Annotated in this window: 19 protein-coding genes, 3 tRNA genes and 1 pseudogene; 14 read left to right on the forward strand and 9 right to left on the reverse strand. The window is 71.1% G+C overall.

Annotation, left to right across the window (positions count from 1 at the left end; all coding sequences use genetic code 11):
- Window positions 1-2 precede the first annotated feature (2 nt).
- Window positions 3-1,688: an ATP-dependent DNA ligase gene (locus CKO43_RS11335; protein WP_200378702.1), complete on the forward strand. Its 1,686-nt coding sequence runs from the start codon at window positions 3-5 to the stop codon at window positions 1,686-1,688.
- Here the strand turns inward: CKO43_RS11335 and CKO43_RS11340 are convergent, their stop codons facing one another.
- Window positions 1,689-2,270 (reverse strand): peroxidase-related enzyme, encoded by a 582-nt coding sequence (locus tag CKO43_RS11340; protein ID WP_200378703.1) that lies wholly within the window; start codon window positions 2,268-2,270, stop codon window positions 1,689-1,691. It abuts the gene before it with no gap.
- Window positions 2,271-2,443: 173 nt separating this feature from the next.
- Between CKO43_RS11340 and tolB the strand changes: the two genes are divergently transcribed.
- From tolB to CKO43_RS11370, 6 genes are all read left to right on the forward strand, one after another.
- The gene (gene tolB, locus CKO43_RS11345; protein ID WP_200227715.1) at window positions 2,444-3,751 is read left to right on the forward strand and encodes a Tol-Pal system beta propeller repeat protein TolB; all 1,308 of its coding nucleotides are present in this window, start codon (window positions 2,444-2,446) and stop codon (window positions 3,749-3,751) included.
- Window positions 3,752-3,821: 70 nt separating this feature from the next.
- Window positions 3,822-4,370, forward strand: coding sequence for a peptidoglycan-associated lipoprotein Pal (pal, locus tag CKO43_RS11350; protein WP_200227713.1), 549 nt, complete (start codon window positions 3,822-3,824; stop codon window positions 4,368-4,370).
- A 161-nt stretch (window positions 4,371-4,531) separates the two neighbouring features.
- Window positions 4,532-5,275, forward strand: a complete 744-nt coding sequence (gene ybgF, locus CKO43_RS11355; RefSeq protein ID WP_200227771.1) for a tol-pal system protein YbgF — start codon at window positions 4,532-4,534, stop codon at window positions 5,273-5,275.
- Complete coding sequence (locus tag CKO43_RS11360) at window positions 5,272-6,057, forward strand: ThiF family adenylyltransferase (protein WP_200227711.1); 786 nt, start codon at window positions 5,272-5,274, stop codon at window positions 6,055-6,057. Before ybgF ends, CKO43_RS11360 begins: the two co-directional genes overlap by 4 nt.
- Window positions 6,058-6,092: 35 nt before the next feature.
- Window positions 6,093-6,168: transfer RNA gene (locus CKO43_RS11365), tRNA-Lys, on the forward strand.
- A 22-nt stretch (window positions 6,169-6,190) separates the two neighbouring features.
- Window positions 6,191-6,266 (forward strand) — tRNA-Lys (locus CKO43_RS11370).
- A gap of 79 nt (window positions 6,267-6,345) precedes the next feature.
- Here the strand turns inward: CKO43_RS11370 and CKO43_RS11375 are convergent.
- Window positions 6,346-7,272, reverse strand: a complete 927-nt coding sequence (locus tag CKO43_RS11375; RefSeq protein WP_200378704.1) for a malate dehydrogenase — start codon at window positions 7,270-7,272, stop codon at window positions 6,346-6,348.
- A 195-nt stretch (window positions 7,273-7,467) separates the two neighbouring features.
- Here CKO43_RS11375 and CKO43_RS11380 point away from each other — a divergent pair, with 195 nt between their 5' ends.
- Genes CKO43_RS11380 through fghA form a run of 4 tightly spaced genes read left to right on the forward strand, consistent with a single transcriptional unit; the run spans window position 7,468 to window position 10,554 of the window.
- Complete coding sequence (locus tag CKO43_RS11380; protein WP_200378705.1) at window positions 7,468-8,229, forward strand: alpha/beta family hydrolase; 762 nt, start codon at window positions 7,468-7,470, stop codon at window positions 8,227-8,229.
- 53 nt (window positions 8,230-8,282) lie between these two features.
- Window positions 8,283-8,567, forward strand: coding sequence for a metal/formaldehyde-sensitive transcriptional repressor (locus CKO43_RS11385; RefSeq protein ID WP_200227706.1), 285 nt, complete (start codon window positions 8,283-8,285; stop codon window positions 8,565-8,567).
- Between the two features lie 26 nt (window positions 8,568-8,593).
- Window positions 8,594-9,703 carry an S-(hydroxymethyl)glutathione dehydrogenase/class III alcohol dehydrogenase gene (locus tag CKO43_RS11390; RefSeq protein ID WP_200378712.1) on the forward strand — a complete coding sequence of 370 codons (1,110 nt, stop codon included), beginning with the start codon at window positions 8,594-8,596 and terminating at the stop codon, window positions 9,701-9,703.
- Window positions 9,704-9,711: 8 nt separating this feature from the next.
- On the forward strand, window positions 9,712-10,554 hold the full coding sequence (gene fghA, locus CKO43_RS11395; protein WP_200378706.1) for an S-formylglutathione hydrolase: 843 nt from the start codon (window positions 9,712-9,714) through the stop codon (window positions 10,552-10,554).
- A 3-nt stretch (window positions 10,555-10,557) separates the two neighbouring features.
- Here fghA and CKO43_RS11400 read toward each other — a convergent pair.
- The 7 genes from CKO43_RS11400 to fdnG form a co-directional block, all read right to left on the reverse strand.
- Window positions 10,558-10,653, reverse strand: a tRNA-Sec gene (locus tag CKO43_RS11400).
- A gap of 39 nt (window positions 10,654-10,692) precedes the next feature.
- Complete coding sequence (gene selB / locus CKO43_RS11405) at window positions 10,693-12,645, reverse strand: selenocysteine-specific translation elongation factor (protein WP_200378707.1); 1,953 nt, start codon at window positions 12,643-12,645, stop codon at window positions 10,693-10,695.
- Window positions 12,642-14,063, reverse strand: a complete 1,422-nt coding sequence (gene selA, locus CKO43_RS11410; protein ID WP_200378708.1) for an L-seryl-tRNA(Sec) selenium transferase — start codon at window positions 14,061-14,063, stop codon at window positions 12,642-12,644. Before selA ends, selB begins: the two co-directional genes overlap by 4 nt.
- Window positions 14,060-14,992, reverse strand: a complete 933-nt coding sequence (gene fdhE, locus CKO43_RS11415) for a formate dehydrogenase accessory protein FdhE (protein WP_200378709.1) — start codon at window positions 14,990-14,992, stop codon at window positions 14,060-14,062. The genes selA and fdhE overlap by 4 nt, the downstream gene beginning before the upstream one ends.
- Window positions 14,993-15,068: 76 nt before the next feature.
- Complete coding sequence (locus CKO43_RS11420; RefSeq protein ID WP_200227696.1) at window positions 15,069-15,695, reverse strand: formate dehydrogenase subunit gamma; 627 nt, start codon at window positions 15,693-15,695, stop codon at window positions 15,069-15,071.
- Window positions 15,692-16,627: a formate dehydrogenase subunit beta gene (fdxH, locus tag CKO43_RS11425; RefSeq protein ID WP_200227694.1), complete on the reverse strand. Its 936-nt coding sequence runs from the start codon at window positions 16,625-16,627 to the stop codon at window positions 15,692-15,694. The genes CKO43_RS11420 and fdxH overlap by 4 nt, the downstream gene beginning before the upstream one ends.
- 9 nt (window positions 16,628-16,636) lie before the next feature.
- Complete coding sequence (gene fdnG / locus CKO43_RS11430; RefSeq protein WP_200227692.1) at window positions 16,637-19,705, reverse strand: formate dehydrogenase-N subunit alpha; 3,069 nt, start codon at window positions 19,703-19,705, stop codon at window positions 16,637-16,639.
- Between the two features lie 268 nt (window positions 19,706-19,973).
- On the opposite strand from fdnG, the gene fdhD reads away from it, so the two are divergent.
- The 3 genes and pseudogenes from fdhD to CKO43_RS11445 form a co-directional block, all read left to right on the forward strand.
- On the forward strand, window positions 19,974-20,798 hold the full coding sequence (gene fdhD / locus CKO43_RS11435; protein WP_200378710.1) for a formate dehydrogenase accessory sulfurtransferase FdhD: 825 nt from the start codon (window positions 19,974-19,976) through the stop codon (window positions 20,796-20,798).
- A gap of 34 nt (window positions 20,799-20,832) precedes the next feature.
- On the forward strand, window positions 20,833-21,285 hold the full coding sequence (locus tag CKO43_RS11440; protein WP_200378711.1) for a thermonuclease family protein: 453 nt from the start codon (window positions 20,833-20,835) through the stop codon (window positions 21,283-21,285).
- 128 nt (window positions 21,286-21,413) lie between these two features.
- Window positions 21,414-21,632 (forward strand): annotated as a pseudogene (locus CKO43_RS11445) (hypothetical protein); the annotation flags it as partial.

The following is a 21,632-nucleotide window of genomic DNA, read 5'->3' on the forward strand; positions in this document are numbered from 1 at the left end:
CGATGCGCCGTTTCGCCGCGCTCTACCAGCAGCTCGACGCCAGCACCGCCACCGGCGACAAGGTGGCGGCGCTGGTGCGCTACTTCGGCGCCGCACCGCCCGAGGACGCCGCCTGGGCGGTGTATTTCCTCGCCGGCGGCCGGCCGCGCCAGGTGGTGACGACCGCGCTGCTGCGCGCCACCGCCGAGCAGTGCGCGGCGCTCGACGACTGGCTGTTCGAAGCCTGCTACCAGGCCGCCGGCGACCTGGCCGAGACCATCGCCCACGTGCTGCCGCCACCGCCGGCCGGCGGGGCCGACGAAGCCGGCCTGGCGACCTGGGTCGAACGCCTGCTGGCGCTGCGCGGCCTGGCTCCGGCCGAACAAGCGGCGCACCTGGCCGAACACTGGAGCCGGCTCGACGCCGAGGGGCGCTTCCTGCACGTCAAGCTGATCGGCGGCGGTTTTCGTGTCGGCGTCAGCCGGCTGCTGGTGCAGCGCGCGCTGGCCGAAGCCGCCGGCCTGGACGCCAAGCTCGTCGCCCAGCGCCTGATGGGCTACACCGACGCGCGTGCGACACCGAGTGGCGCGCGTTACCTGGCGCTCGTCGCCCCCGCCGGCGACTCGCCGGCCGAGGCCGGCCAGCCTTATCCCTTCTTCCTGGCGCACCCGCTGCCGGCACCGCCCGAGACCCTGGGCGCGCCCGGCGCCTGGCTGGCCGAATGGAAGTACGACGGCATCCGCGCGCAGCTGGTGCGCCGCGCGGGCCGCTGCTGGATCTGGTCGCGCGGCGAGGAGCTGATCACCGAACGTTTCCCGGAGGTCGCGGCGGCCGCCGCCACGCTGCCGGACGGCACGGTGCTCGATGGCGAACTGCTGGTCTGGCGCGCGGGCGACGAGCGCCCGGCGCCGTTCACGCTGCTGCAACAGCGCATCACGCGCAAGGCGCTGCCGAAGAAGTTGCTGGCCGAAACGCCGGTGGTCTTCGTCGCCTACGACCTGCTCGAAGCCGATGGCGCCGACTGCCGCGGCCAGCCGCTGCAGGCCCGGCGCGCGCGGCTGCTGGCGCTGCTCGAAGGCGGGCCCCTGCGCGTCTCGCCCGAGGTGGTGGCGGGCGGCTGGGCGGCGCTGGCGGCCTTGCGTGCCGGCGCGCGCGAGCGCGGCGTCGAAGGCCTGATGCTCAAGCAGCGCGACGGCGCCTACGGCAGCGGCCGCACCAAGCTCGAAGGCGTCTGGTGGAAGTGGAAGGTCGAACCGTTTGCGGTCGATTGCGTGCTGATCTACGCCCAGGCCGGCCACGGCCGCCGTGCCGGCGTCTACACCGACTACAGCTTCGCCGTCTGGAACCGCGCGCCACGCGACGCCGCCGAGGCCCAGGCCGTCGTCGAGGCCATCGCCGCCGGCGAGCGCAACGACGACGCCGACGCGTTGCGCCTGGTGGCGTTCGCCAAAGCCTATTCCGGACTCAGCGACGCCGAGTTCGCCGCCGTCGACCGTGTCATCCGCCAGACCACGCTGGAGAAGTTCGGCCCGGTGCGCAGCGTGCGGCCGACGCTGGTGTTCGAGCTCGGTTTCGAAGGGCTCAACAGCAGCAACCGGCACAAGAGCGGCATCGCCGTGCGCTTCCCGCGCATGCTGCGGCTGCGGCCCGACAAGCCGCTGCACGAGGCCGACACGCTGGCGACGCTGCGTGCGCTGATGGCACCCTGATCAGGCCTTGGGCGGCCGCGGCACGCGGCCCATCAGGAAGAACTCGTCGTTGGGCCGCATGCCGATGACGTTGGCGATGCGGTTGGACAGGCCGAAGAAGGCGGTGATCGCGGCGATGTCCCAGATGTCCTCGGCGTCGAAGCCGTGTGCCTGCAAGGCTTCGAAGTCGGCGTCGGCGACCGCGTGCGAGGCACTGCAGACCTTGAGCGCGAAGTCCAGCATCGCGCGCTGGCGCGGCGTGATGTCGGCCTTGCCGTGGTTCACCGCCACCTGGTCGGCGAGCAGCGGCTGCTTTTCGTAGACGCGCAGGATCGCGCCGTGCGCGACGACGCAGTACAGGCACTGGTTTCGCGCCGAGGTGGCGACGACGATCATCTCGCGCTCGCCCTTGCTCAGGCCGCCGTCCTTCAGCATCAGCGCGTCGTGGTAGGCGAAGAAGGCGCGCCATTCGGCCGGGCGATGGGCCAGCGCGAGGAAGACGTTGGGCACGAAACCGGCCTTCTCCTGCACCTCGAGGATGCGCGCGCGCAGGTCTTCGGGCAGGTCGCGGAGTTCGGGCACGGGGTAGCGCGAGATCGGCATCGGGCGGCGTGGCGAGTGGCATCGACGAGGCAGTCTGCCGGCCGCCGCGCGCCGCCGCCACCCGGGGCGACCCGCGCCGGCGGCAGCGTTTACAACCGGTGTCACGAGGGGGCACTGCGCTGCCTGCCTACAATGCGGTGTTTCCGGTTGCAGACGCGAAGCCGCATCCTGTCTTGAACATAGCCTTCGAAAACCGGTCCTCCGGCCTCTTGTGGCCGCGCCGACGTTTCCTCACCGCCCTGGCCACCGCGGGTGCAGCCTTCCCGGCTGCCGCACAGTTCCGCATCGACGTCTCCGGCGTCGGCGCGCGCCAGATCCCCATCGCCATCGCGCCGTTCCGCGACGAGACGCAGCTGCCGACGCCGATCTCCGGCATCGTCGGCGCCGACCTCGCACGCAGCGGCATGTTCCGCGTCAACGGCTCGCCGGTCGCGCTGGACGAACGCAGTGTCGTTGCCGCGCCCGAGTGGCGGGCGCGCGGCGTCGACGCGGTCGTCGCCGGCTCGGTGTCGCGGCTGGCCGACGGCCGCCTGGACATCCGCTTCGCGCTCTGGGACATCGTCAAGGGCCAGCAGCTGGTGTCGCAAGGCAAGCTGGTGCTGGCCGCCGACCTGCGCCTGACCGCGCACCGCATCTCCGACGCGATCTACGAGGCCCTGACCGGCGAGCGCGGCGTCAACGCGACGCGCATCGTCTACGTCGTCAAGGCCGGCCGGCGCTTCACGCTCAACGTCACCGACGCCGACGGCGAAGGTGGTCAGATCGCTTTGGCCAGCCCCGAGCCCATCATCTCGCCGGCCTGGGCGCCCGACGGGCGCGAACTCGCCTACGTCTCGTTCGAGACGCAGAAGGCGGTGGTCTGGGTGCAGGACCTGATCACCGGCAGCCGGCGCAAGCTGGCCGACTTCCGCGGCTCCAACAGCGCCCCGGCCTGGTCGCCCGACGGCCGCGAGCTGGCCGTCACGCTGTCGCGCGACGGCGGCTCGCAGCTCTACACGATCTCGCGCGCCGGCGGTGCGCCGCGCCGGCTGACCTCGAGCCTGTCGATCGACACCGAACCGGTGTACGCGCCCGACGGCCGCTCGATCTTTTTCGTCAGCGACCGAGGCGGTGGCCCGCAGGTCTACCGCTTGCCGCTGGACGGCGGCGGCCCGCAGCGCGTCACCTTCAGCGGCAACTACAACATCAGTCCCGCAGTCAGCCCGGATGGCAAGACGCTTGCTTACGTCACGCGCCAAGGCGACGGCTTCAAGCTGATGACACTCGATCTCGACGCGGGCGGCGGTGTGCGCATGCTCAGCGACACCCGCGACGACGAAAGTCCCAGTTTCGCGCCCAACGGCAAGCTGATCGTCTATGCGACGCGTCAGCAAGGCCGCGACGTGCTGATGACGACCACGCTCGACGGTTCGTTCAAGACGCGGCTGGTGACCAGCGGCGCCGACATGCGCGAGCCTGCCTGGGGGCCGTTCGAACGCTGACCGTGTCGGCCGGTTGCGCCTCGCCGACGTTGTTCTTCCTGTTACTGTTTCCCATAGAGGAGTTATCCCGATGACCCGATTCCACCGCCTGCCGCTCGTTTCCGCGCTGTCCGCCGCGGCCGTGCTGCTGGCTGCCTGCGGCACCACGACCGACCTGGCCGACCAAAAGGCCCCGGTCGAGACGCGCCCCGCCGTCGACGCGAACGCCGGTGCCGGCGCGAACGCGACGCCGCAGTCGAAGGTGACGACCGTCGAACTCTCGCCGCGTGATGCCGCCGCCGCTGCTGCGGCCAAGCTGCGCGTCGTCTACTTCGACTTCGACAGCTATGTGGTCAAGGACGAGTACAAGCCCGTCATCGACGCCAACGCCAAGCTGCTGACGCTGGACAAGGCCGTGCGCCTGAGCGTCGAAGGCCACACCGACGAACGCGGCGGCCGCGAATACAACCTGGCGCTGGGCCAGAAGCGTGCCGAAGCCGTCGTCAAGTCGCTGACCCTGATGGGTGCCGGCGAGCAGCAGCTCGAGCCGGTCAGCTTCGGCAAGGAACGTCCGGCCGATCCGGGCCATGACGAAGCGGCCTGGGCCAAGAACCGCCGCGCCGAGCTGAAGGGCAAGTGATGAACCCCCCCCGTAGCGCCTTCGGCGCTCCCCCCCAGGGGGGCGCCGCCGATGCCCCGGCAAAGCCGGGGCATGGCGGCAGCTTGATGGGCCGCAGTGCTCCGTCGGGCCGACTGCCGGGCCTGCGGGGTGTGGTGGGCCGCCTGCCCGGCGCTGCGGCGCTGGCGCTGGCGGCACTCGTCGTCGTCGGCGGCCCGGCGCAAGCCGGGCTGTTCGACGACGAGGAGGCCCGCAAGGCCATCCTCGACCTGCGCCAGCGTGTGCGGGCGACCGAGGAGCAATCGGCAGCCACCGCGGCCCAGCAGAACGAGACCATCGAGTCGCTGCGCCGCAACCTGCTGTCGCTGAACAATGAACTCGAGGCGCTGCGCGCCGAGGTCGCGCGGCTGCGCGGCAGCGACGAGCAGCTGGTGCGCGACGTCACCGACCTGCAGCGCCGCCAGAAGGACGCGAGCCAGGTGCTCGACGACCGGCTGCGCAAGCTCGAGCCGACCAAGGTCAGCATCGACGGTCGCGAGTTCGCCGTCAGCACCGACGAGCGTGCGGCTTACGAAGAAGCGATGGGCGTGCTGCGCACCGGCGACTTCGACAAGGCCAGCAGCGCGCTTTCGGGCTTCGTGGCGCGTTATCCGACCAGCGGGTATGTCGACTCGGCGCGTTTCTGGCTCGGCAACGCCCAGTACGGGCGGCGCGACTACAAGGGCGCGATCGCGACCTTCCGCGCCTTCGTCGCCGCTGCGCCGCAGCACCCGCGTGCACCCGAAGCGCTGCTGGCGCTGGCCAACAGCCAGGCCGAAGCCAAGGACACGCGCGCCGCGCGCCGCACGATCGAGGAACTGCTGAAGGCTTATCCGCAGTCCGAGGCCGCGGCTGCCGGCAAGGAACGCCTGGCTTCGCTGAAGTGAGCGTCGCCGCGGACGCGCCGGCCGACCTGGAACGACGTTTCGGCGGCCTGCGCCGCCTGTACGGCGACGCCGGCTACGAGCGTCTGCGCCAGGCCAGCGTCGCCGTCGTCGGTGTCGGCGGCGTCGGCTCCTGGGCCGTCGAGGCGCTGGCGCGCAGCGGCGTCGCCCGGCTGGTGCTGATCGACCTGGACCAGGTCGCCGAATCCAACGTCAACCGCCAGATCCAGGCGCTGGGCGCGACGCTGGGCGCCGCCAAGGTCGACGCGCTCGCGGCGCGCATCGCCGACATCCACCCGGGTTGCGAGGTGCTGCGCGTCGAAGAGTTCGTCGAACCCGGCAACTGGCCGGCGCTGCTGCCGTGCCCGGTCGACGTGCTGATCGACGCCTGCGACCAGACGCGCGCCAAGCAGGCGCTGGCGGCCTGGGGGCTGGCCAGCGGCGTGCCGGTGATCTGCGTCGGTGCCGCCGGCGGCAAGACCCAGCCGCAGCGTGTCGAGGTGGCCGACCTGGCTGAAACGACGCATGACCCGTTGCTGGCCGGCCTGCGCCAGCGCCTGCGCCGCGACGGCGTCGTCGCACGCAGCGGGCCGGCGCGCCTGACCTGCGTGTTTTCGCGCGAGCCGGTCGCGGCGCCGGTGGACGCCGCCTGCGCCACCGACGGCAGCCTGAACTGCGCCGGCTACGGTTCCAGCGTCACCGTCACCGCGACCTTCGGCTTCGTCGCCGCGGCCGAGGCTCTGGCAAAGATACTGGCCGCAAAAAGTGCTTGCAAGGTCGTTTGAGACCGACATACAATGCGAGGCTCCGCTAGACGACGGGGTCGTTAGCTCAGTCGGTAGAGCAGCGGACTTTTAATCCGTTGGTCGCGTGTTCGAGTCACGCACGACCCACCACGCAACCGGCGGTGAAAATTCAGGGCTCTTAGCTCAGTTGGTAGAGCAGCGGACTCTTAATCCGTTGGTCGAGTGTTCGAGTCACTCAGGGCCCACCAACTACAAACGGCTTGGCATTGCGCCAAGCCGTTTTTGTTTTTGCGTCGCCGATGACGGCTGGGCGCCATGCGCCCCCCGCTACACGAGCGCCAGCAGATGGCGCAGATGCCGCTCCGACGCCCGGAACGCGGCGTCCTCCTCGGCCGTGAACTCGTGCGCCAGGATGCGCTGCACGCCGCCACGGCCGACGACGCAGGGCACGCTCATCACCAGGTCGGCTACGCCGTACTCGCCCTGCAGCAGCACGCCCAGCGGCAGGATGGACTGCTCGTTGCCCTCGATCGCGCGCACGATGCGGAACACGCTCGCGGCGATGCCGTGGTTGGTGTTGCCCTTGCGTTCGAAGATGCGGAAACCCGCGTCCAGAGTACGTCGGCGTATGTCTTCGCGGTCCACCGGCGGCAGGCTGTTCAGGCGGCAGAAGGTGTCGAGCTCGGCGCCGCAGACGCGGCACAGGCTCCAGGGGATGAAGCCGGTCGCGCCGTGGTCGCCCAGCATGTAGCCGTATAGGTTCTTCGGGTCGATCTTCACGTGCTCGGACAGGATGCGCAGGAAACGCGCGGTGTCGATCAGCGTGCCGGCCGACAGCAGGCGCTCGCGCGGGTAGCTCGAGGCGCGCAGCATCACCTGGGTCATCACGTCGACCGGGTTGGTCACGTTGATGACGATGGCGCCGGGCGAGTGGCGTTCGACCTTGCCGATGATGCCCCGCAGGATCGTGCTGTTGATACGCACCAGGTCGTCGCGTGTCTGCCCTTGCTGCAGCTGCGCGCCGGCGGTGATGACGACGATGTCGCTGCCCGCCGTCGCGGGGTAGTCGCCGGCGACCAGCGTCGGGTTCTTCGCGTAGGTGAACGGCGTCGTGTGGGAGAAGTCCCAGATCTCGGCCTCGGCGCGTTCGCGCAGCTTGTCGACGGCGACGATCTCGGTCACCTCGCTCATGTGCACCAGCAGACCGACGATTTCGGTGCCGACGGCACCCATTCCGATCACGGAAACCTTCATCACGATGTCCTGTTGTGGCGGCGCCGCCGCCGATACTCGATGGTTCACGGGCAAGCATCGCCCGTGCCGCGACCAGGCGCGGGCGCCCGGGTCCGAGCCTCGGCACGGTGCAGCCTGGCTGCAGGGCGCGTTGCAGGGCGGCGGCCCGCGCCGATCGCCGGCGCCGCGCGCAAACTGATTCGGAGTGGGCCGTGAATGCATCGTGATTCTCTGTCGCCGCCGCCGATCGATCCGGCCAGCACCGTGCTGCTGATCGTCGGCCGCAACAACTGGAAGCGGGGGTCGAGCACGCTGAACCGTGTGGTCGAGGAACTGGGCCGCGCCGGCATGGCCGTGCTTCGCTACGAAAGCCGGACCAGCCGCACACGGCGCTGGCTGGAGGCCCGCGCCGAACAGGTGCTGATGGCGCTGCCGGCCGGATTGGTGGCCGGGCGGCTGCTGACCCGCCTCGTCAAGGCCGCCCTGCTGCTGAGCCGCCCGGACCGCTGGGACTATGTGCTCACCCGCCGGCAGGAGCGCCATCACACCGCGGCGCCGGCATTGCGGCGTTTCATCGGCAGCCTCGCGGGCCGGCGGGTCGTGCTGCTGACCCATTCGGCCGGTGGCATCGCCGGGGCGCTGGTCGAGAGCGCGCCGCCGGTGCTGTGCCACGTCTGCTTCGGCTACCCGTTCCAGCATCCCGGGCGGCCACCGGAGCCGCGCCGTACCGAGCCGCTCGAGCGTGTCGGCAAACCCTTCCTGATCGTGCAGGGCGAGCGCGACGAATACGGCTCGGCCGACGAGGCGCGCCGCCGCTACCGGCTGTCACCGGCGACCACGGTGCAGGCCGTGGCCGACGATCACCACTACGACACGCTCGCTGCGGCCGAGCTGGAGGACCTGCTGCGCACGATCAAGGCCTTCATCGGCCTGCCGGCGGCCGGCGGTGTTCGAAACGAAGGCCAGGGCAGGGCTTGAGCACGGCGGCGATTCGCGTCCTATACTCCCCCCCAGTACGAAGGAGCCACCCGATGCCGCACTCGCCGGCCGAACGCAAACGTGTCGTCACCCGGCTGCGCCGCATCAAGGGCCAGGCCGAGGCGCTGGAACGTGCGGTCGAAGCCGGCACCGAGTGCGGCGACCTGCTGCAGCAGCTGGCGGCGCTGCGCGGCGCCGCGCACGGGCTGATGGCCGACGTGCTCGAAGGCCATCTGCGCGAGACCTTCGGCGCGAACGCCGAACGCGCGCTGCCGGCGGCCGACCCGCAGGCCGAGGTCGACCGCCTCGTGCTCCTCGTGCGCTCCTTCACGCGCTGAACAACGTCCAACCAGGAGACCCCATGATCAAGTCCCGAGCCGCCGTCGCCTTCGCAGCCGGCCAGCCGCTGCAGATCGTCGAGATCGACGTCGCCCCGCCGAAGAAGGGCGAGGTGCTGGTCAGGATCACCCACACCGGCGTCTGCCACACCGACGCCTTCACGCTGAGCGGCGACGACCCCGAGGGCCTGTTCCCGGTGGTGCTGGGCCATGAAGGCGCCGGCATCGTCGTCGAGGTCGGCGAAGGCGTCACCAGCGTCGCGCCGGGCGACCACGTGATCCCGCTCTACACCGCCGAATGCGGCGAGTGCCTGTTCTGCAAGTCGGGCAAGACCAACCTCTGCGTCGCGGTGCGCGCCACGCAGGGCAAGGGCGTGATGCCCGACGGCACGACCCGTTTCTCCTACAACGGCCAGCCGCTCTACCACTACATGGGCTGTTCGACCTTCAGCGAGTACACCGTCGTCGCCGAGGTTTCGCTGGCCAAGGTGAACCCCGAGGCCAACCCCGAGCAGGTCTGCCTGCTGGGCTGCGGCGTCACCACCGGCCTGGGCGCGGTGAAGAACACCGCCAAGGTGCAGCCGGGCGACAGCGTCGCGGTCTTCGGCCTCGGCGGCATCGGCCTGGCCGTCGTGCACGGCGCCCAGCTCGCCGGCGCCGGCCGCATCATCGCGGTCGACACCAACCCGACGAAGTTCGACCTGGCACGCACTTTCGGCGCGACCGACTGCGTCAACCCGAAGGATCACGACAAGCCGATCCAGCAGGTCATCGTCGAGATGACCGGCTGGGGCGTCGACCATTCCTTCGAGTGCATCGGCAACGTGCACGTGATGCGTGCGGCGCTGGAGAGCGCGCACCGCGGCTGGGGCCAGTCGGTCGTGATCGGTGTCGCCGGCGCGGGCCAGGAGATCTCGACGCGGCCGTTCCAGCTCGTCACCGGCCGGCGCTGGCTGGGCACGGCTTTCGGCGGCGTCAAGGGCCGCAGCGAGCTGCCGGGCATGGTCGAGGACGCGATGTCCGGCCGCATCCGCCTGGAGCCTTTCGTCACCCACACGATGCCGCTGCCCGGGATCAACGAAGCCTTCGAGCTGATGCACGCGGGCGAGTCGATCCGCAGCGTGGTGCACTTCTGAGGCCGGCCGTGGAACGCGTCGAACACCACGCCAGCTTCGGCGGCCGCCAGGAGGTCTGGCGCCACGAATCGTCCACGCTGGGCTGCACCATGCGCTTGGGCCTGTACCTGCCGCCGCAGGCGCTGGCCGGCCAGGCCTGCCCGGTGCTGTACTGGCTCTCCGGGCTGACCTGCAACGAGCAGAACTTCATCACCAAGGCCGGCGCGCAGGCGCATGCGGCGCGGCTGGGGCTCATCCTCGTCGTGCCGGACACCAGCCCGCGCGACCCGGGCGGCACGCTGGGTGTCGCCGACGACCCGGCCTACGACCTGGGGCAGGGCGCCGGCTTCTACCTCGACGCGACGCAGGAGCCCTGGGCGCGCCACTACCGCATGGAGAGCTACGTCGTGCACGAGCTGCCGGCGCTGGTGGAAAGCCAGGTCGCGACGACCGGCCGGCGCGGCATCTTCGGCCACTCGATGGGCGGCCACGGCGCGCTGACACTGGCGCTGCGCCACCCGGGGCGCTACGCCAGCGTCTCGGCGTTTTCGCCCATCGTCGCGCCGGCGCGTGTGCCCTGGGGCCGCAAGGCGTTTGCCGCCTACCTGGGCGACGACGAGAGCACCTGGGCCGCGCACGATGCGACGGCGCTGATCGCCGGCGCCGGCGAGCGCCTGCCGCTGCTCGTCGACCAGGGCGAGGCCGACGAGTTCCTGGCCGGGCAGCTGAAGCCCGAATGGCTGGAAGAAGCCTGCGCTGCCGCCGGCCACCCGCTGACGCTGCGCCGCCAGCCGGGTTACGACCACAGCTACTACTTCATCGCCAGCTTCGTCGCCGACCACCTGGAGCACCACGCGCGCGCCTTGCGCTGAGCGTGGCGGAAGGCAGCAGGAGTCGAACCTACCCGGGAGCGGCTGACGCCCCCGACCGGGTTTGAAGCCCGGGCGCACCACCGGGTGCGTTTGCCTTCCTTGATCCCGGATAGCTCCAGGACAGGGCGCCGGATCGTATCAGCGCCCCGCGTCTCCCATGGCGCCCGGATCCGTGTCTTTTGCAGCATCCGGGCGGTCGCGGCGCACACGTGCGTCGCGCACGCGGCGTGTGTAGCCGGCGCGGTCGAAATGCTCCAGCACCTGGATCGCACGTTTGCGGCCCAGGCCGCTGGCGTCGCGGAAGGCCGCGGCGCCGACTTCGCCGCGCGGCGCGGCGGCGGCCAGTTCGTCCAGCTGCGCCAGCAGGCGGGCTATCGCCGCCTCGGGGTAGAACAGGTCTTTCACCACCTGCTGGAGTTCGCCGCGGCGCGCCAGCTTGCGCAGCACGCTGCGCACCTGGGCCTCGGGCGCGGCGCACGAGGCCGCCAGGTCGCGTACCCAGGGCGGGTCGGCGCCACCGGCGGCCAGGGCCGGGCGCAGGCGCTGCGCCAGCGCCTCCTCGTCGGCGCTCAGGTTCACCGCGTGGCCGGGCAGGTGCAGCCAGGCGCCCTGGCGTGCCAGCGCGCCGTCGGCCAGCAGCGCATCCAGCAGCGCCGGCCACCAGGCCTGGGCGCCGTCGTCGGCGCCCGGCTGCACCATGCGCCGCAGGCGCGCGGCGTTCAGGCCGGGTTCGTCGGGCGAACGTGCGTGGAAGTCGGCCAGCACCGCCAGCACCCGTTCGCGCCAGCGCTGCCAGACGCTGGAGGCCAGGCACAGCGCGTCGTCGCCGGCCAGGGCCAGCGTCACCGCGTCGGGCAGCGCCGGCAGCGGCTGGCCGAGCAGCAGCAACAGGCGAGAACGTGCCAGCCCCGCCGGCGCCAGCGCCAGCAGCCGGGTGACGGCGGCCGGCGTCGGCTCGGCCTGCGCCGCTTCCAGCGCGTCCAGCCAGGCCAGGCGTTCGGCGCTGCGGCGCCGGCGCTCGGGCGCCCAGACGTCGACGATGCGCCCGCCGCCGATCGTGCGGCTGGCCTGGGCGTTGCGCAGGATCAGCCGGTCGCCGGGCAGGGCCCAGACCGGCGTCTCGAAGACGAGTTGCACGCGCGCCGAGGCGCCCGCGGCCGGCGGCTGTGCGTCCAGCGGCACGAGGTGCGCGACATGGTGGCTGGTGCCGACGTGCACGTGCACCGGTGCCCAGTGCGCCAGTGCCGGCGCGTCGGGCAGCAGGCGGATGCGGGCGTCCAGGCGTTCGCAGCGCTGCAGCGTGGCGGGCGCGGCGATCCAGTCGCCGCGCTGGATGGTCTCGCGGTCGATGCCGGCCAGCACCAGCGCGCAGCGCTGGCCGGCGCGGCCTTCTTCAGCCGGCTGGTTCTGGGCGTGGATCGAGCGCACGCGTACGGTCTGGCCGCTGGCCGAGTGCTGCAGGCTGTCGCCGACACGCACGCGCCCGGCGAACACCGTGCCTGTCACCGCCGTGCCCTGGCCGGCGAGCGTGAAGACGCGGTCGACCGCGAGCCGGAAACCGCCGTCGGCGCTGCGTTCGGAACGTTCTCGCGCGACGGCTTCGAGGTGCTCGCGCAGCGCGGCGACGCCGGGGTCGGCGTCGGCGGTGGCGACGGTCTCGAACACCGGCGCGCCGGCCAGCGGCGTGTCGGCCAGCAGTGAGGCGATCTCGGCGCGCACCTCGGCCAGCCGTTCCGGCGGCACGCGGTCGGCCTTGTTCAGCGCCACCGAGCCGTGGTGCACGCCCAGCAGGTCCAGGATCGCCAGGTGTTCGCGTGTCTGCGGCATCACGCCGTCGTCGGCGGCGACGACGAGCAGCGCGTGGTCTATGCCCACCGCGCCGGCGACCATCGTGCGCACGAAACGTTCGTGGCCCGGCACGTCGACGATGCCCAGCACCGTGCCGTCGGCCAGCGGGGCGTAGGCGTAGCCGAGCTCGATCGAGATGCCGCGCTCGCGCTCTTCCTTCAGCCGGTCGGTGGCGACGCCGGTCAGCGCGCGCACCAGCGCGGTCTTGCCGTGGTCGATGTGGCCGGCGGTGCCGACGATCATCCCGGCGTCCCCAGGGCCTCGGCCAGCGCGCCGAACTGGGCCGCGAACACGGCCTCGTCTACAGCCTCGATGCAGCGCAGGTCCAGCCACAGCGCGCCGTCGGCGATGCGGCCGATCACCGGCCGCGGCAGGCCGCGCAAGGCTTCTTCCAGCCGCGCCAGCGCGCGCCCGCTGCGTTTGCCCGCCGGACGCAGCAGCAGGCCGGCGCTGGGCAGCGTGTCCACCGGCAGCGCGCCGCTGCCGATCTGGCTGCTCAGCGCCACGACCTCGACCGCGGCGGCTTCGCCCAGCGCCGCTTGCAGCGGCACCCGCAGGCGCTCGGCCGCGGCGCGGATCTCGGCCTGCGGCCGCGTGAACAGCCGCAGCGTCGGCAGGCGTGCGGCCAGGTGTTCGGGCTCGCGGTACAGGCGCAGCACCGGCTCCAGCGCGGCCAGCGTCAGCTTGCCGACACGCAGCGCACGTTTCAGCGGGTTCTTCTTGATCTTCGCGATCAGATCCTGGCGGCCGACGATCAGCCCGGCCTGCGGCCCGCCCAGCAGCTTGTCGCCGCTGAAGCTGACGACGTCGGCACCGGCGGCCACCGTCTCGCGCACCGTGGTCTCGCGCGGCAGGCCGTGCGCCGCCAGGTCGGCGAGCGTGCCGCTGCCCAGGTCCACGGCCAGCGGCAGCCCGTGCGCGTGGGCGATGCGTGCGACCTCGGCCTCGGCCACGCTGGCGGTGAAGCCCTCGACCGCATAGTTGCTGCAATGCACCTTCATCAGCAGCGCGGTGCGGGTGCCGATCGCGCCTTCGTAGTCGCGCGCGTGGGTGCGGTTGGTCGTGCCGACCTCGACCAGCTTGGCGCCGGCACGCGCCATGATGTCCGGGATGCGGAAGGCGCCGCCGATCTCGACCAGCTCGCCGCGCGAGACGATGACTTCCTTTCGCGGCGCCAGCGAAGACAACATCAGCAGCACCGCGGCGGCGTTGTTGTTGACCACCGTCGCCGCCTCGGCGCCGGTGAGTTCACGCAGCAGTTCGTCGACGACGTCGTCACGGTCGCCGCGGCCGCCGGTGGCCAGGTCGTACTCGAGGTTGGCCGGTGCGGTGAGCGCCTGCACGACGGCCTGCACCGCGGTGTCGGGCAGCAGCGCGCGGCCCAGGTTGGTGTGCAGCACGGTGCCGGTGCAGTTGAAGACGGCACGCAGCCGCGGCACGTCCTCGGCGGCGAGTGCGGCGGCCACCGCCGCGGCGATGGCCGGCAGCGCGAGTTCGGCTTCCGGCGCCTCGCCGGCCAGCAGGCGTTCGCGCAATTGCTGCAGCCGCGCACGCACCGCGGCCGTCGTGCGGGTCGCGCCGTGTGCGGCCAGCAGCGGCGCCAGTTCGGCGCAGCCGAGCACGCGGTCGACGGCAGGCAGGCGCACGCTCGGCGCCGTCATGCGTCGTCGGTGGGCTCGGGCAGCGCCAGCAGCGGGTTGCCCGAGGCGCGCTCGAAGTTGGTCTCGGCCATCAGCAGGTCCAGGCGCAGCGTGGCCAGGTCGTCGGCCAGCGCTTCGGCCAGCGGGTCGGCGTGCTGGTCGACCTGCTTGCGGTAGCTGCGGCAGTGGTCGCAGGTCTCGGCGAGCACCGCCTTGCCATCGCCGTCGACACCCAGGTAGCGCACGCCGCGTGTCGACTGGCAGTGGCTGCACTTGACACGCACCATGTGCCACTCGGTGGCGCACAGGCCGCAGTGCAGGTAGCGGTGGCCTTCGGCGCTGCCGCCGATGCGCAGCACGCTGGCCAGCGGCGGGCTGCCGCAGGCCGGGCAGACGGTGGGTTCGGCCGCGGGTGCCAGGCGTGCGGCGTCGAGCCGGCTGGCGCGGTCGGCCCAGACGAGCTGCAGCGCCGCCATCACCAGCGGCTGCACCGCCAGCGCGTCGGCGTCGCCGTCTTCGTTCAGCAGGTCGGCGGCCAGCTGGTCCAGCGCCGCGGCGTCCAGCGCCTGCAGCCGGCGCGCATGGGCGACCAGCACCGCCGGCAGATCGGCGGCGCCGGCCAGCACGCGTTCCAGCAACTGCGCCAGCGCAGCCTGCCAGGCCGGGTCGGGCCGGTCCTGCAGCGGCAGCGGCGGCATGCCGTGTTCGAGCGCACGCTCCAGCACCGCGGCATCCGGCGCCGTGGTCTGCAGCGTCGCGGCGATGCCGGCCTGGGCCTCGCAGACGCGGGCGATGAACAGCAGGTAGTCGGCGATCGGGTTGCCGGGTGCCAGCTGGCGCAGGCGCGCGGCGCGTTCGGCAAACAGTTCCGTCGGCCGGGGCAGGCGGATGCGGGGGAAGTCGATGGCGTCCAGGGCCTCGATCTCGCCCGGCTGGAGGATGCGCTGCACGCGGGTTCCTTCTTCGGTCAAAAAACAGCCCGCGGCTGCCGGTGGCAGCACGCGGGCGGCTGGTGTCACGGCGTCTTCAGCTGTCGTCGCCGGTGACGCTGCGGTACCAGTTGCGGTGGTGCTGCTTGGCCCAGGCACGCGTGACGGTGCCGTAGAACATCGCGCGTATCGTGCCACGGGTCCAGATCGCGGCGTAGGCGTGCATGACGATCAGCAGGATCATGCCGATGCCGGCGACGGCGTGCAGCAGCGAGGCCACACGCACGACACCCACCGGCAGCGTCAGCCAGGCGCGCCACATCGGGATGCCGGTCAGCAGCATCACCGCCATGCAGACGACGAGCGCCCAGAACAGCACTTTCTGGCCGCCGTTGTACTTGCCCTGCGCCGGCATGTCGTGGTCGTCGCCGTCGACCATCTTGCCGACGTTGCGCAGCCACTCGACGTCGGCCGCGCCGATGACGTTGAGCTTCCAGAAGCGCCAGGCCATCAGCGCGAACAGCAGCGCCATGCCGACGCCGATGTACGGGTGCAGGATGCGCGCCCAGGTCGGCCCGCCGAAAAACATCGTCAGCGGGAACAGCGCCGGGTGGAAGAAGGCCAGCCCCGAGAGCATCACGCCCAGGAAGAGCCAGCCGACGGCCCAGTGGTTGGCGCGTTCGGACGCGTCGTAGCGCTTGATGTCGCGTGGGTTGCGTCTCATCGCGGCGTCTCCTCGTCAGCTTCGGCGGCTTCGGCTTCGCGGTCCTTGCGTTCCATCTCGTCCTCCAGCGCCTTGGACACGTCGTTCGGGCCCTTGGTGATGTAGTGGAACAGCGAGGCGAAACCGGCGATCGCCAGCCCCGCCACCGCCAGCGGCTTGAGCGCACCCTTCCAGAAACCGACCACCGGGCTCACCGACGGGTCCTGCGGCAGGCCCTGGTACAGCGGCGCCTGGTCGGCGTGCTGCAGCACGTACATCACGTGCGTGCCGCCGACGCCGGCCGGGTCGTACAGGCCGGCCTTCTCGAAACCGCGTTCCTTCAGGTCCTCGATGCGCTCCTCGGCCTGGTCCTTCATCGCCTGCTTGGTGCCGAACATGATCGCGCCGGTCGGGCAGGTCTTGACGCAGGCCGGCTCCTGGCCGACCGCGACGCGGTCCGAGCACAGCGTGCACTTGTAGGCCTTGTGGTCCTTCTTCGAGATGCGCGGGATGTTGAACGGGCAGCCGGTGATGCAGTAGCCGCAGCCGATGCAGTTTTCCTGGTGGAAGTCGACGATGCCGTTGCTGTACTGGACGATCGCGCCCGGCGCCGGGCAGGCCTTCAGGCAGCCCGGGTCGGTGCAGTGCATGCAGCCGTCCTTGCGGATCAGCCACTCCAGGTTGCCGGACTCGGTGTTCTCGTGTTCGGCAAAACGCATCACCGTCCACGCGGCGGCCGTCAGGTCCGCCGGGTTGTCGTAGACGCCGACGTTGGAGCCGGGCTCCTCACGCAGGTCGTTCCACTCCATGCAGGCGGTCTGGCAGGCCTTGCAGCCGATGCACTTGGAGACGTCGATCAGCTTGGCGACCTCGCCCGAAGCCGGCGTGCGCGCCTGCGGCGAGGGCGTGGTCGTGGCCGAGCGCGCCTTGATGTCGAGAGATTGCAGTGACATGGGCGCTCCTCAGACCTTCTCGACCTTGACCAGGAAGGTCTTGAACTCGGGCGTGTTGGTGTTGCCGTCGCCGACGAAGGGCGTCAGCGTGTTCGCCAGGAAACCCGGCTTGGTGACGCCCTTGAAGCCCCAGTGGATGGGGATGCCGACGTGGTGCACCGGCTTGCCCTCGATCGTCATCGCCTTGATGCGCTTGGTGACGACGGCACGCGCCTTGATGTAGCCGCGTTTGGACGACACCTTGACCATGTCGCCGGCGGCGATGCCCAGGCTCTGCGCCAGCGTCTCGCCGATCTCGACGATCTGCTCGGGCTGCGTGATCGCGTTGAGCAGCGCGTGTTTGGTCCAGTAGTGGAAGTGCTCGGTCAGGCGGTAGGTGGTGCCGACGTGCGGGAACTCCGAGGCCTTGCCGAAGGTGTCCCAGATCGGCTTGAACACACGCGCCGCCGGCGAGTTGGTCGCCAGCGGGTTCTTCGGGTGCAGCGGGTTGTAGCCCAGCGGCGTGTCGAAGGGTTCGTAGTGCTCGGGGAAGGGCCCTTCGGCCAGGCCCTTGCGCGCGAAGAAACGCGCCACGCCCTCGGGGTTCATGATGAACGGCCCGGCGCCGGTCTCGGGCGCCAGCGCCGGCGCCATGTCGGGCACGTCGGGGCCGGCCCAGGCGCTGCCGGTCCAGCCGATCAGCTTGCGCCGCGGGTTGAAGGGCTTGCCGTCGACGTCGCAGGAGGCGCGGTTGTAGAGCACGCGCCGGTTCGCCGGCCAGGCCCAGGCCCAGTTCAGCGTGTTGCCGATGCCGGTGGGGTCGGCGTTGTCGCGCCGGCCCATCTGGTTGCCGGCCTGGGTCCAGCAGCCGGCGAAGATCCAGCAGCCGCCCATCGTCGAGCCGTCGTCGCGCATCTCGCCGAAGCCGCCGAGCTGCTCGCCGGCCTTGCGCACCAGCTTGGTCGGGTCCTTGGGGTCGAAGACGTCGGCCAGCGCGCGGCCGTTGTACTCCTTGGCCACTTCCTCGGGCGACGGCTCCTCGGGCTGGGCGTAGGGCCACCACAGCTTCAGGATCGGGTCGGGGAAGGTGCCGCCGTCCTTCTTGTAGAGCTCGCGCAGGCGCAGGAACAGCCCCGACATGATGTGGATGTCGGTGCGCGCCTGGCCCGGCGGCTCGGCCGCCTTCCAGTGCCACTGCAGCACGCGGCTGGAGCTGACGACCGCACCTTCCTCCTCGGCGAAGCAGGTCGTCGGCAGGCGGAAGACCGTGGTCTGGATCTTGGACGCGTCGACGTCGTTGTACTCGCCGTGGTTCTTCCAGAACTCGCTGGTCTCGGTGGCCAGCGGGTCCATCACGACGAGGAACTTCAGCTTGGCCAGGCCGTCGCGCACGCGGTCCTTGTTCGACAGCGCCGCCAGCGGGTTGAAGCCCTGGGCGATGTAGCCGTTGACCTTGCCCTGGTTCATCAGCTCGAAGACCTGCAGCATGTCGTACTGCTTGTCGAGCTTGGGCAGGTAGTCGAAGGCCCAGTTGTTCTCGGCCGTCGCGTTCGGCCCGTACCAGGCCTTCATCAGGCTGACGTGGAACTTCGGGTAGTTCTGCCAGTAGCTCATCTGGCCCGGGCGCAGCGGTTTCTGCGTGCGGGTGTCGACGTACTTCTGGTAGTCCTGCTCGGCCTGCATCGGCATCGTCAGGTAGCCCGGCAGGCTGGCCGACAGCAACCCCAGGTCGGTCAGGCCCTGGATGTTGGAGTGCCCGCGCAGCGCGTTCATGCCGCCGCCGGCGACACCGATGTTGCCCAGCAGCAGCTGCACCATCGCGCCGGTGCGCAGGATCTGCGCGCCGATGGAATGCTGCGTCCAGCCCAGCGCGTAGAGCATCGTCGCCGCGCGTCCGGCCACCGCCGTCGACGCGAGCTTCTCGCAGACGTGCAGGAACTTCGCCTTGGGCGTGCCGCAGATGCTCTCGACCTTGTCCGGCGTGTAGCGGCTGTAGTGCTTTTTCAGCAGCTGGTAGACGCAGCGCGGGTGCTCCAGCGTCGCATCGGTCTTGACGAAACCGTCAGCGCCGAGCTCGTAGTCCCAGCTCGTCTTGTCGTAGCTGCGTTTGTCGGCGTTGTAGCCCGAGTAGATGCCGTCCTCGAACGCGAAGTCCTCGCGCACGATGAAGCTGAAGTCCGTGTAGTTGCGGACGTACTCGTGGTGGATCTTGTCGTTCTCGAGCAGGTAGTTGATCACCCCGCCGAGGAAGACGATGTCGCTGCCCGAACGGATCGGGGCATAGAAATCCGCTACCGCAGCCGAGCGGTTGAAGCGCGGGTCGACCACCATGAGGTGCGCCTTGTTGTGCGCCTTGGCCTCGGTGACCCACTTGAAGCCGCAGGGGTGGGCTTCGGCGGCATTGCCGCCCATGATGAGGATGACGTCCGCATTCTTGATGTCGACCCAATGGTTCGTCATCGCTCCACGGCCAAACGTCGGGGCAAGACCTGCCACCGTCGGGCCGTGTCAGACACGGGCTTGGTTGTCGAATGCGAGCAGCCCGAGCGAACGGGCAATCTTGTGGGTGATGTAGCCGGCTTCGTTGCTGGAGGCCGAAGCCGCGAGCATGCCGGTGGTGGTCCAGCGGTTGACCGTCAGGCCGTCGTCGGTCTTCTCGACGAAGTTTGCGTCGCGGTCTTCCTTCAGCAACTGGGCGATGCGGGTGTTGGCCTCGTCCCAGGAAATGCGTTTCCACTCGCTGGAGCCGGATTCGCGCACCTCGGGGTGCAGCAGCCGGTTCGGGCTGTTGATGATGTCCAGCAGGCTCGCGCCCTTGGGGCACAGCGTGCCGCGGTTGACCGGGTGGTCGGGGTCGCCCTCGACGTGGATCACCGAGCGCTTGGCGTTCTTGGCGCCGTCGCCGAGCGAATACATCAGGATGCCGCAGCCGACCGAGCAATAAGTGCAGGTCTGGCGCGTGACCGTGGTGGCGGCGAGCTTGTACTGGCGGACTTCGGCCAGCGCGGTGGCGGGCGAGAAGCCCATCAGCGCCAGGCTCGAACCCGCCAGCGTGGAGCCAGTCACTTTCATGAACTGGCGCCTTGAGAGTTGCTTCATGAGCGCAATCCCGTGGCTGTGGAAGAGGTGGGTCGACGACGCCCGGCGGCTGCGGCCTTGTTGTGAGGGGGCGTCCCGGCAGCCGGCCACTGGCCCCGGGCGCTGCCCCCGCGAACATGCTGCATGGACCGGGAGCGGGGCGGATGCTAGCAGCGTGTTGCAAGATGCGTCAGAGCGCTTGCCCTAGTCCCGGCGGCGCGGTCGGCGACGGCGCATTCCGTCACGCTGGACGACAATCGCGGCCCTGCCGCCGCGTCCCGCCCAACCGATGACTGCCCCCGATCCCGCTACCGCCGGCGCCAGCCGCGTGCCCGTGGTCGCGCTGCGTGGCGGTGTCGCGCGCGCCGGCGAGGACTGGCTGGCCGACGAGCTGCCGGTGGCGCTGGTGCTCAACGGCATCTCGCACGCGGTGATGATGGCCACGCCGGCCGACCTCGAGGACTTCGCCCACGGCTTCTGCTTCACCGAAGGCCTGGCCGAACCCGGCGAGCTGCGCGCCGTCGAGGCGGTGGCGGTGGCCGAAGGCATCGAGCTGCGGCTGGAGGTGTCGGCCGCCTGCGAATGGCGGCTGCGCGAACGCCGGCGCACGCTGGCCGGGCGCACCGGCTGCGGCCTGTGCGGCACCGACAGCCTGAGCCAGGTGCGCCAGCCGCTGCCGCTGCTGCCGGCACGTCGCTTCGAGCCCGCGGCGCTGGCGCGTGCGCAGCGTGAGCTGCGCGCCGGCCAGGCGCTGCAGCGCCTGACCGGCGCCACCCACGCCGCCGCCTGGTGCAGCCGCGACGGTGCGGCGCTGCTGGTGCGCGAGGACGTCGGCCGCCATAACGCGCTCGACAAGCTGGTCGGCGCGATGCGGCGCGGCGGCATCGCGCCCGGCGAGGGTTTCGTCGCCATCACCAGCCGCGCCAGTTTCGAAATGGTGCAGAAGACGGCGCGCCTGGGCGCCTCGGCGCTGGCTGCGGTGTCGGCACCGACGACGATGGCGGTCGAGCTGGCGCTTTCCTGCAACCTGCTGCTGGCCGGTTTCGTGCGTGGCGACGAGTTCGTCGCCTACAGCTTTGCCGAGCGCCTGGGGCTGCCGCCGACCCCGGTCTGATGCGCGCCGGCCGTGGCCGGCGCTTCTTCCCCCGATGCTGAGCGCGATCGTCCTGTCCTGCCTGGTCGTCGCCGTCGCCGACGGCGACACGCTGACGGCGCGCTGCGCCGGCAGCCCAAGCCCCTTGCACGTGCGCCTGGCCGAGATCGACGCACCCGAGAAGCGCCAGGCCTTCGGAGCGCAGTCGCGGCGCCAGCTCGCGGCGCTGTGCCTGCGCCGCCAGGCCGAGCTGCGGCCGCTGCCCGGCGCCGCCGGCCACGACCGCTACGGCCGCGTTGTCGCTCACGTGCGCTGCGGCGGTGTCGACGCCCAGGCGGCGCAGCTGCGTGCCGGCCTGGCCTGGGTGATGGAGGGTTACGCCTCGGACCTGAACCTGCCGGCGCTGCAGTGGCAGGCGCGGCGTGAACGTGCCGGGCTATGGGCCGACGCCCGTCCGGTCGCGCCCTGGGTCTGGCGCGCGCGCCGGCGCCATCCGGCCGCGCGCTGATCCGGCTGCCACGGCGGTACGGCGCTCCGAGCGAATCCCTCCGCCATTGTTTCGGCTCTGCCAGGCCGTCGTTACGATCCCGTCACCGGTTTGATGCCCCTCAAGCCGCAACCACCGCCCCCCACCCGATGAGTTCCTGGCGCCTCCGTCCGCGCAGCCTGCGTTGGCTCAGCCTCGTGCTGATCGCCGCCTGGCTGCTGCCGATGGCGCGCAGCGTCTGGGCGGCGGACAGCGCGCAGATCGTCTGCAGCGCCTCGGGCCATCTGCGCCTGCAGTGGGGCGCCGAGCCGGGCGACGAAGGCGCCGGTGCGGCCGACGCCGGCGCGGCCTCCTGCGTGCTCTGCGTG

This window comes from Rubrivivax gelatinosus (genome assembly GCF_016583785.1).
GTDB lineage: Bacteria > Pseudomonadota > Gammaproteobacteria > Burkholderiales > Burkholderiaceae_C > Rubrivivax > Rubrivivax gelatinosus_B.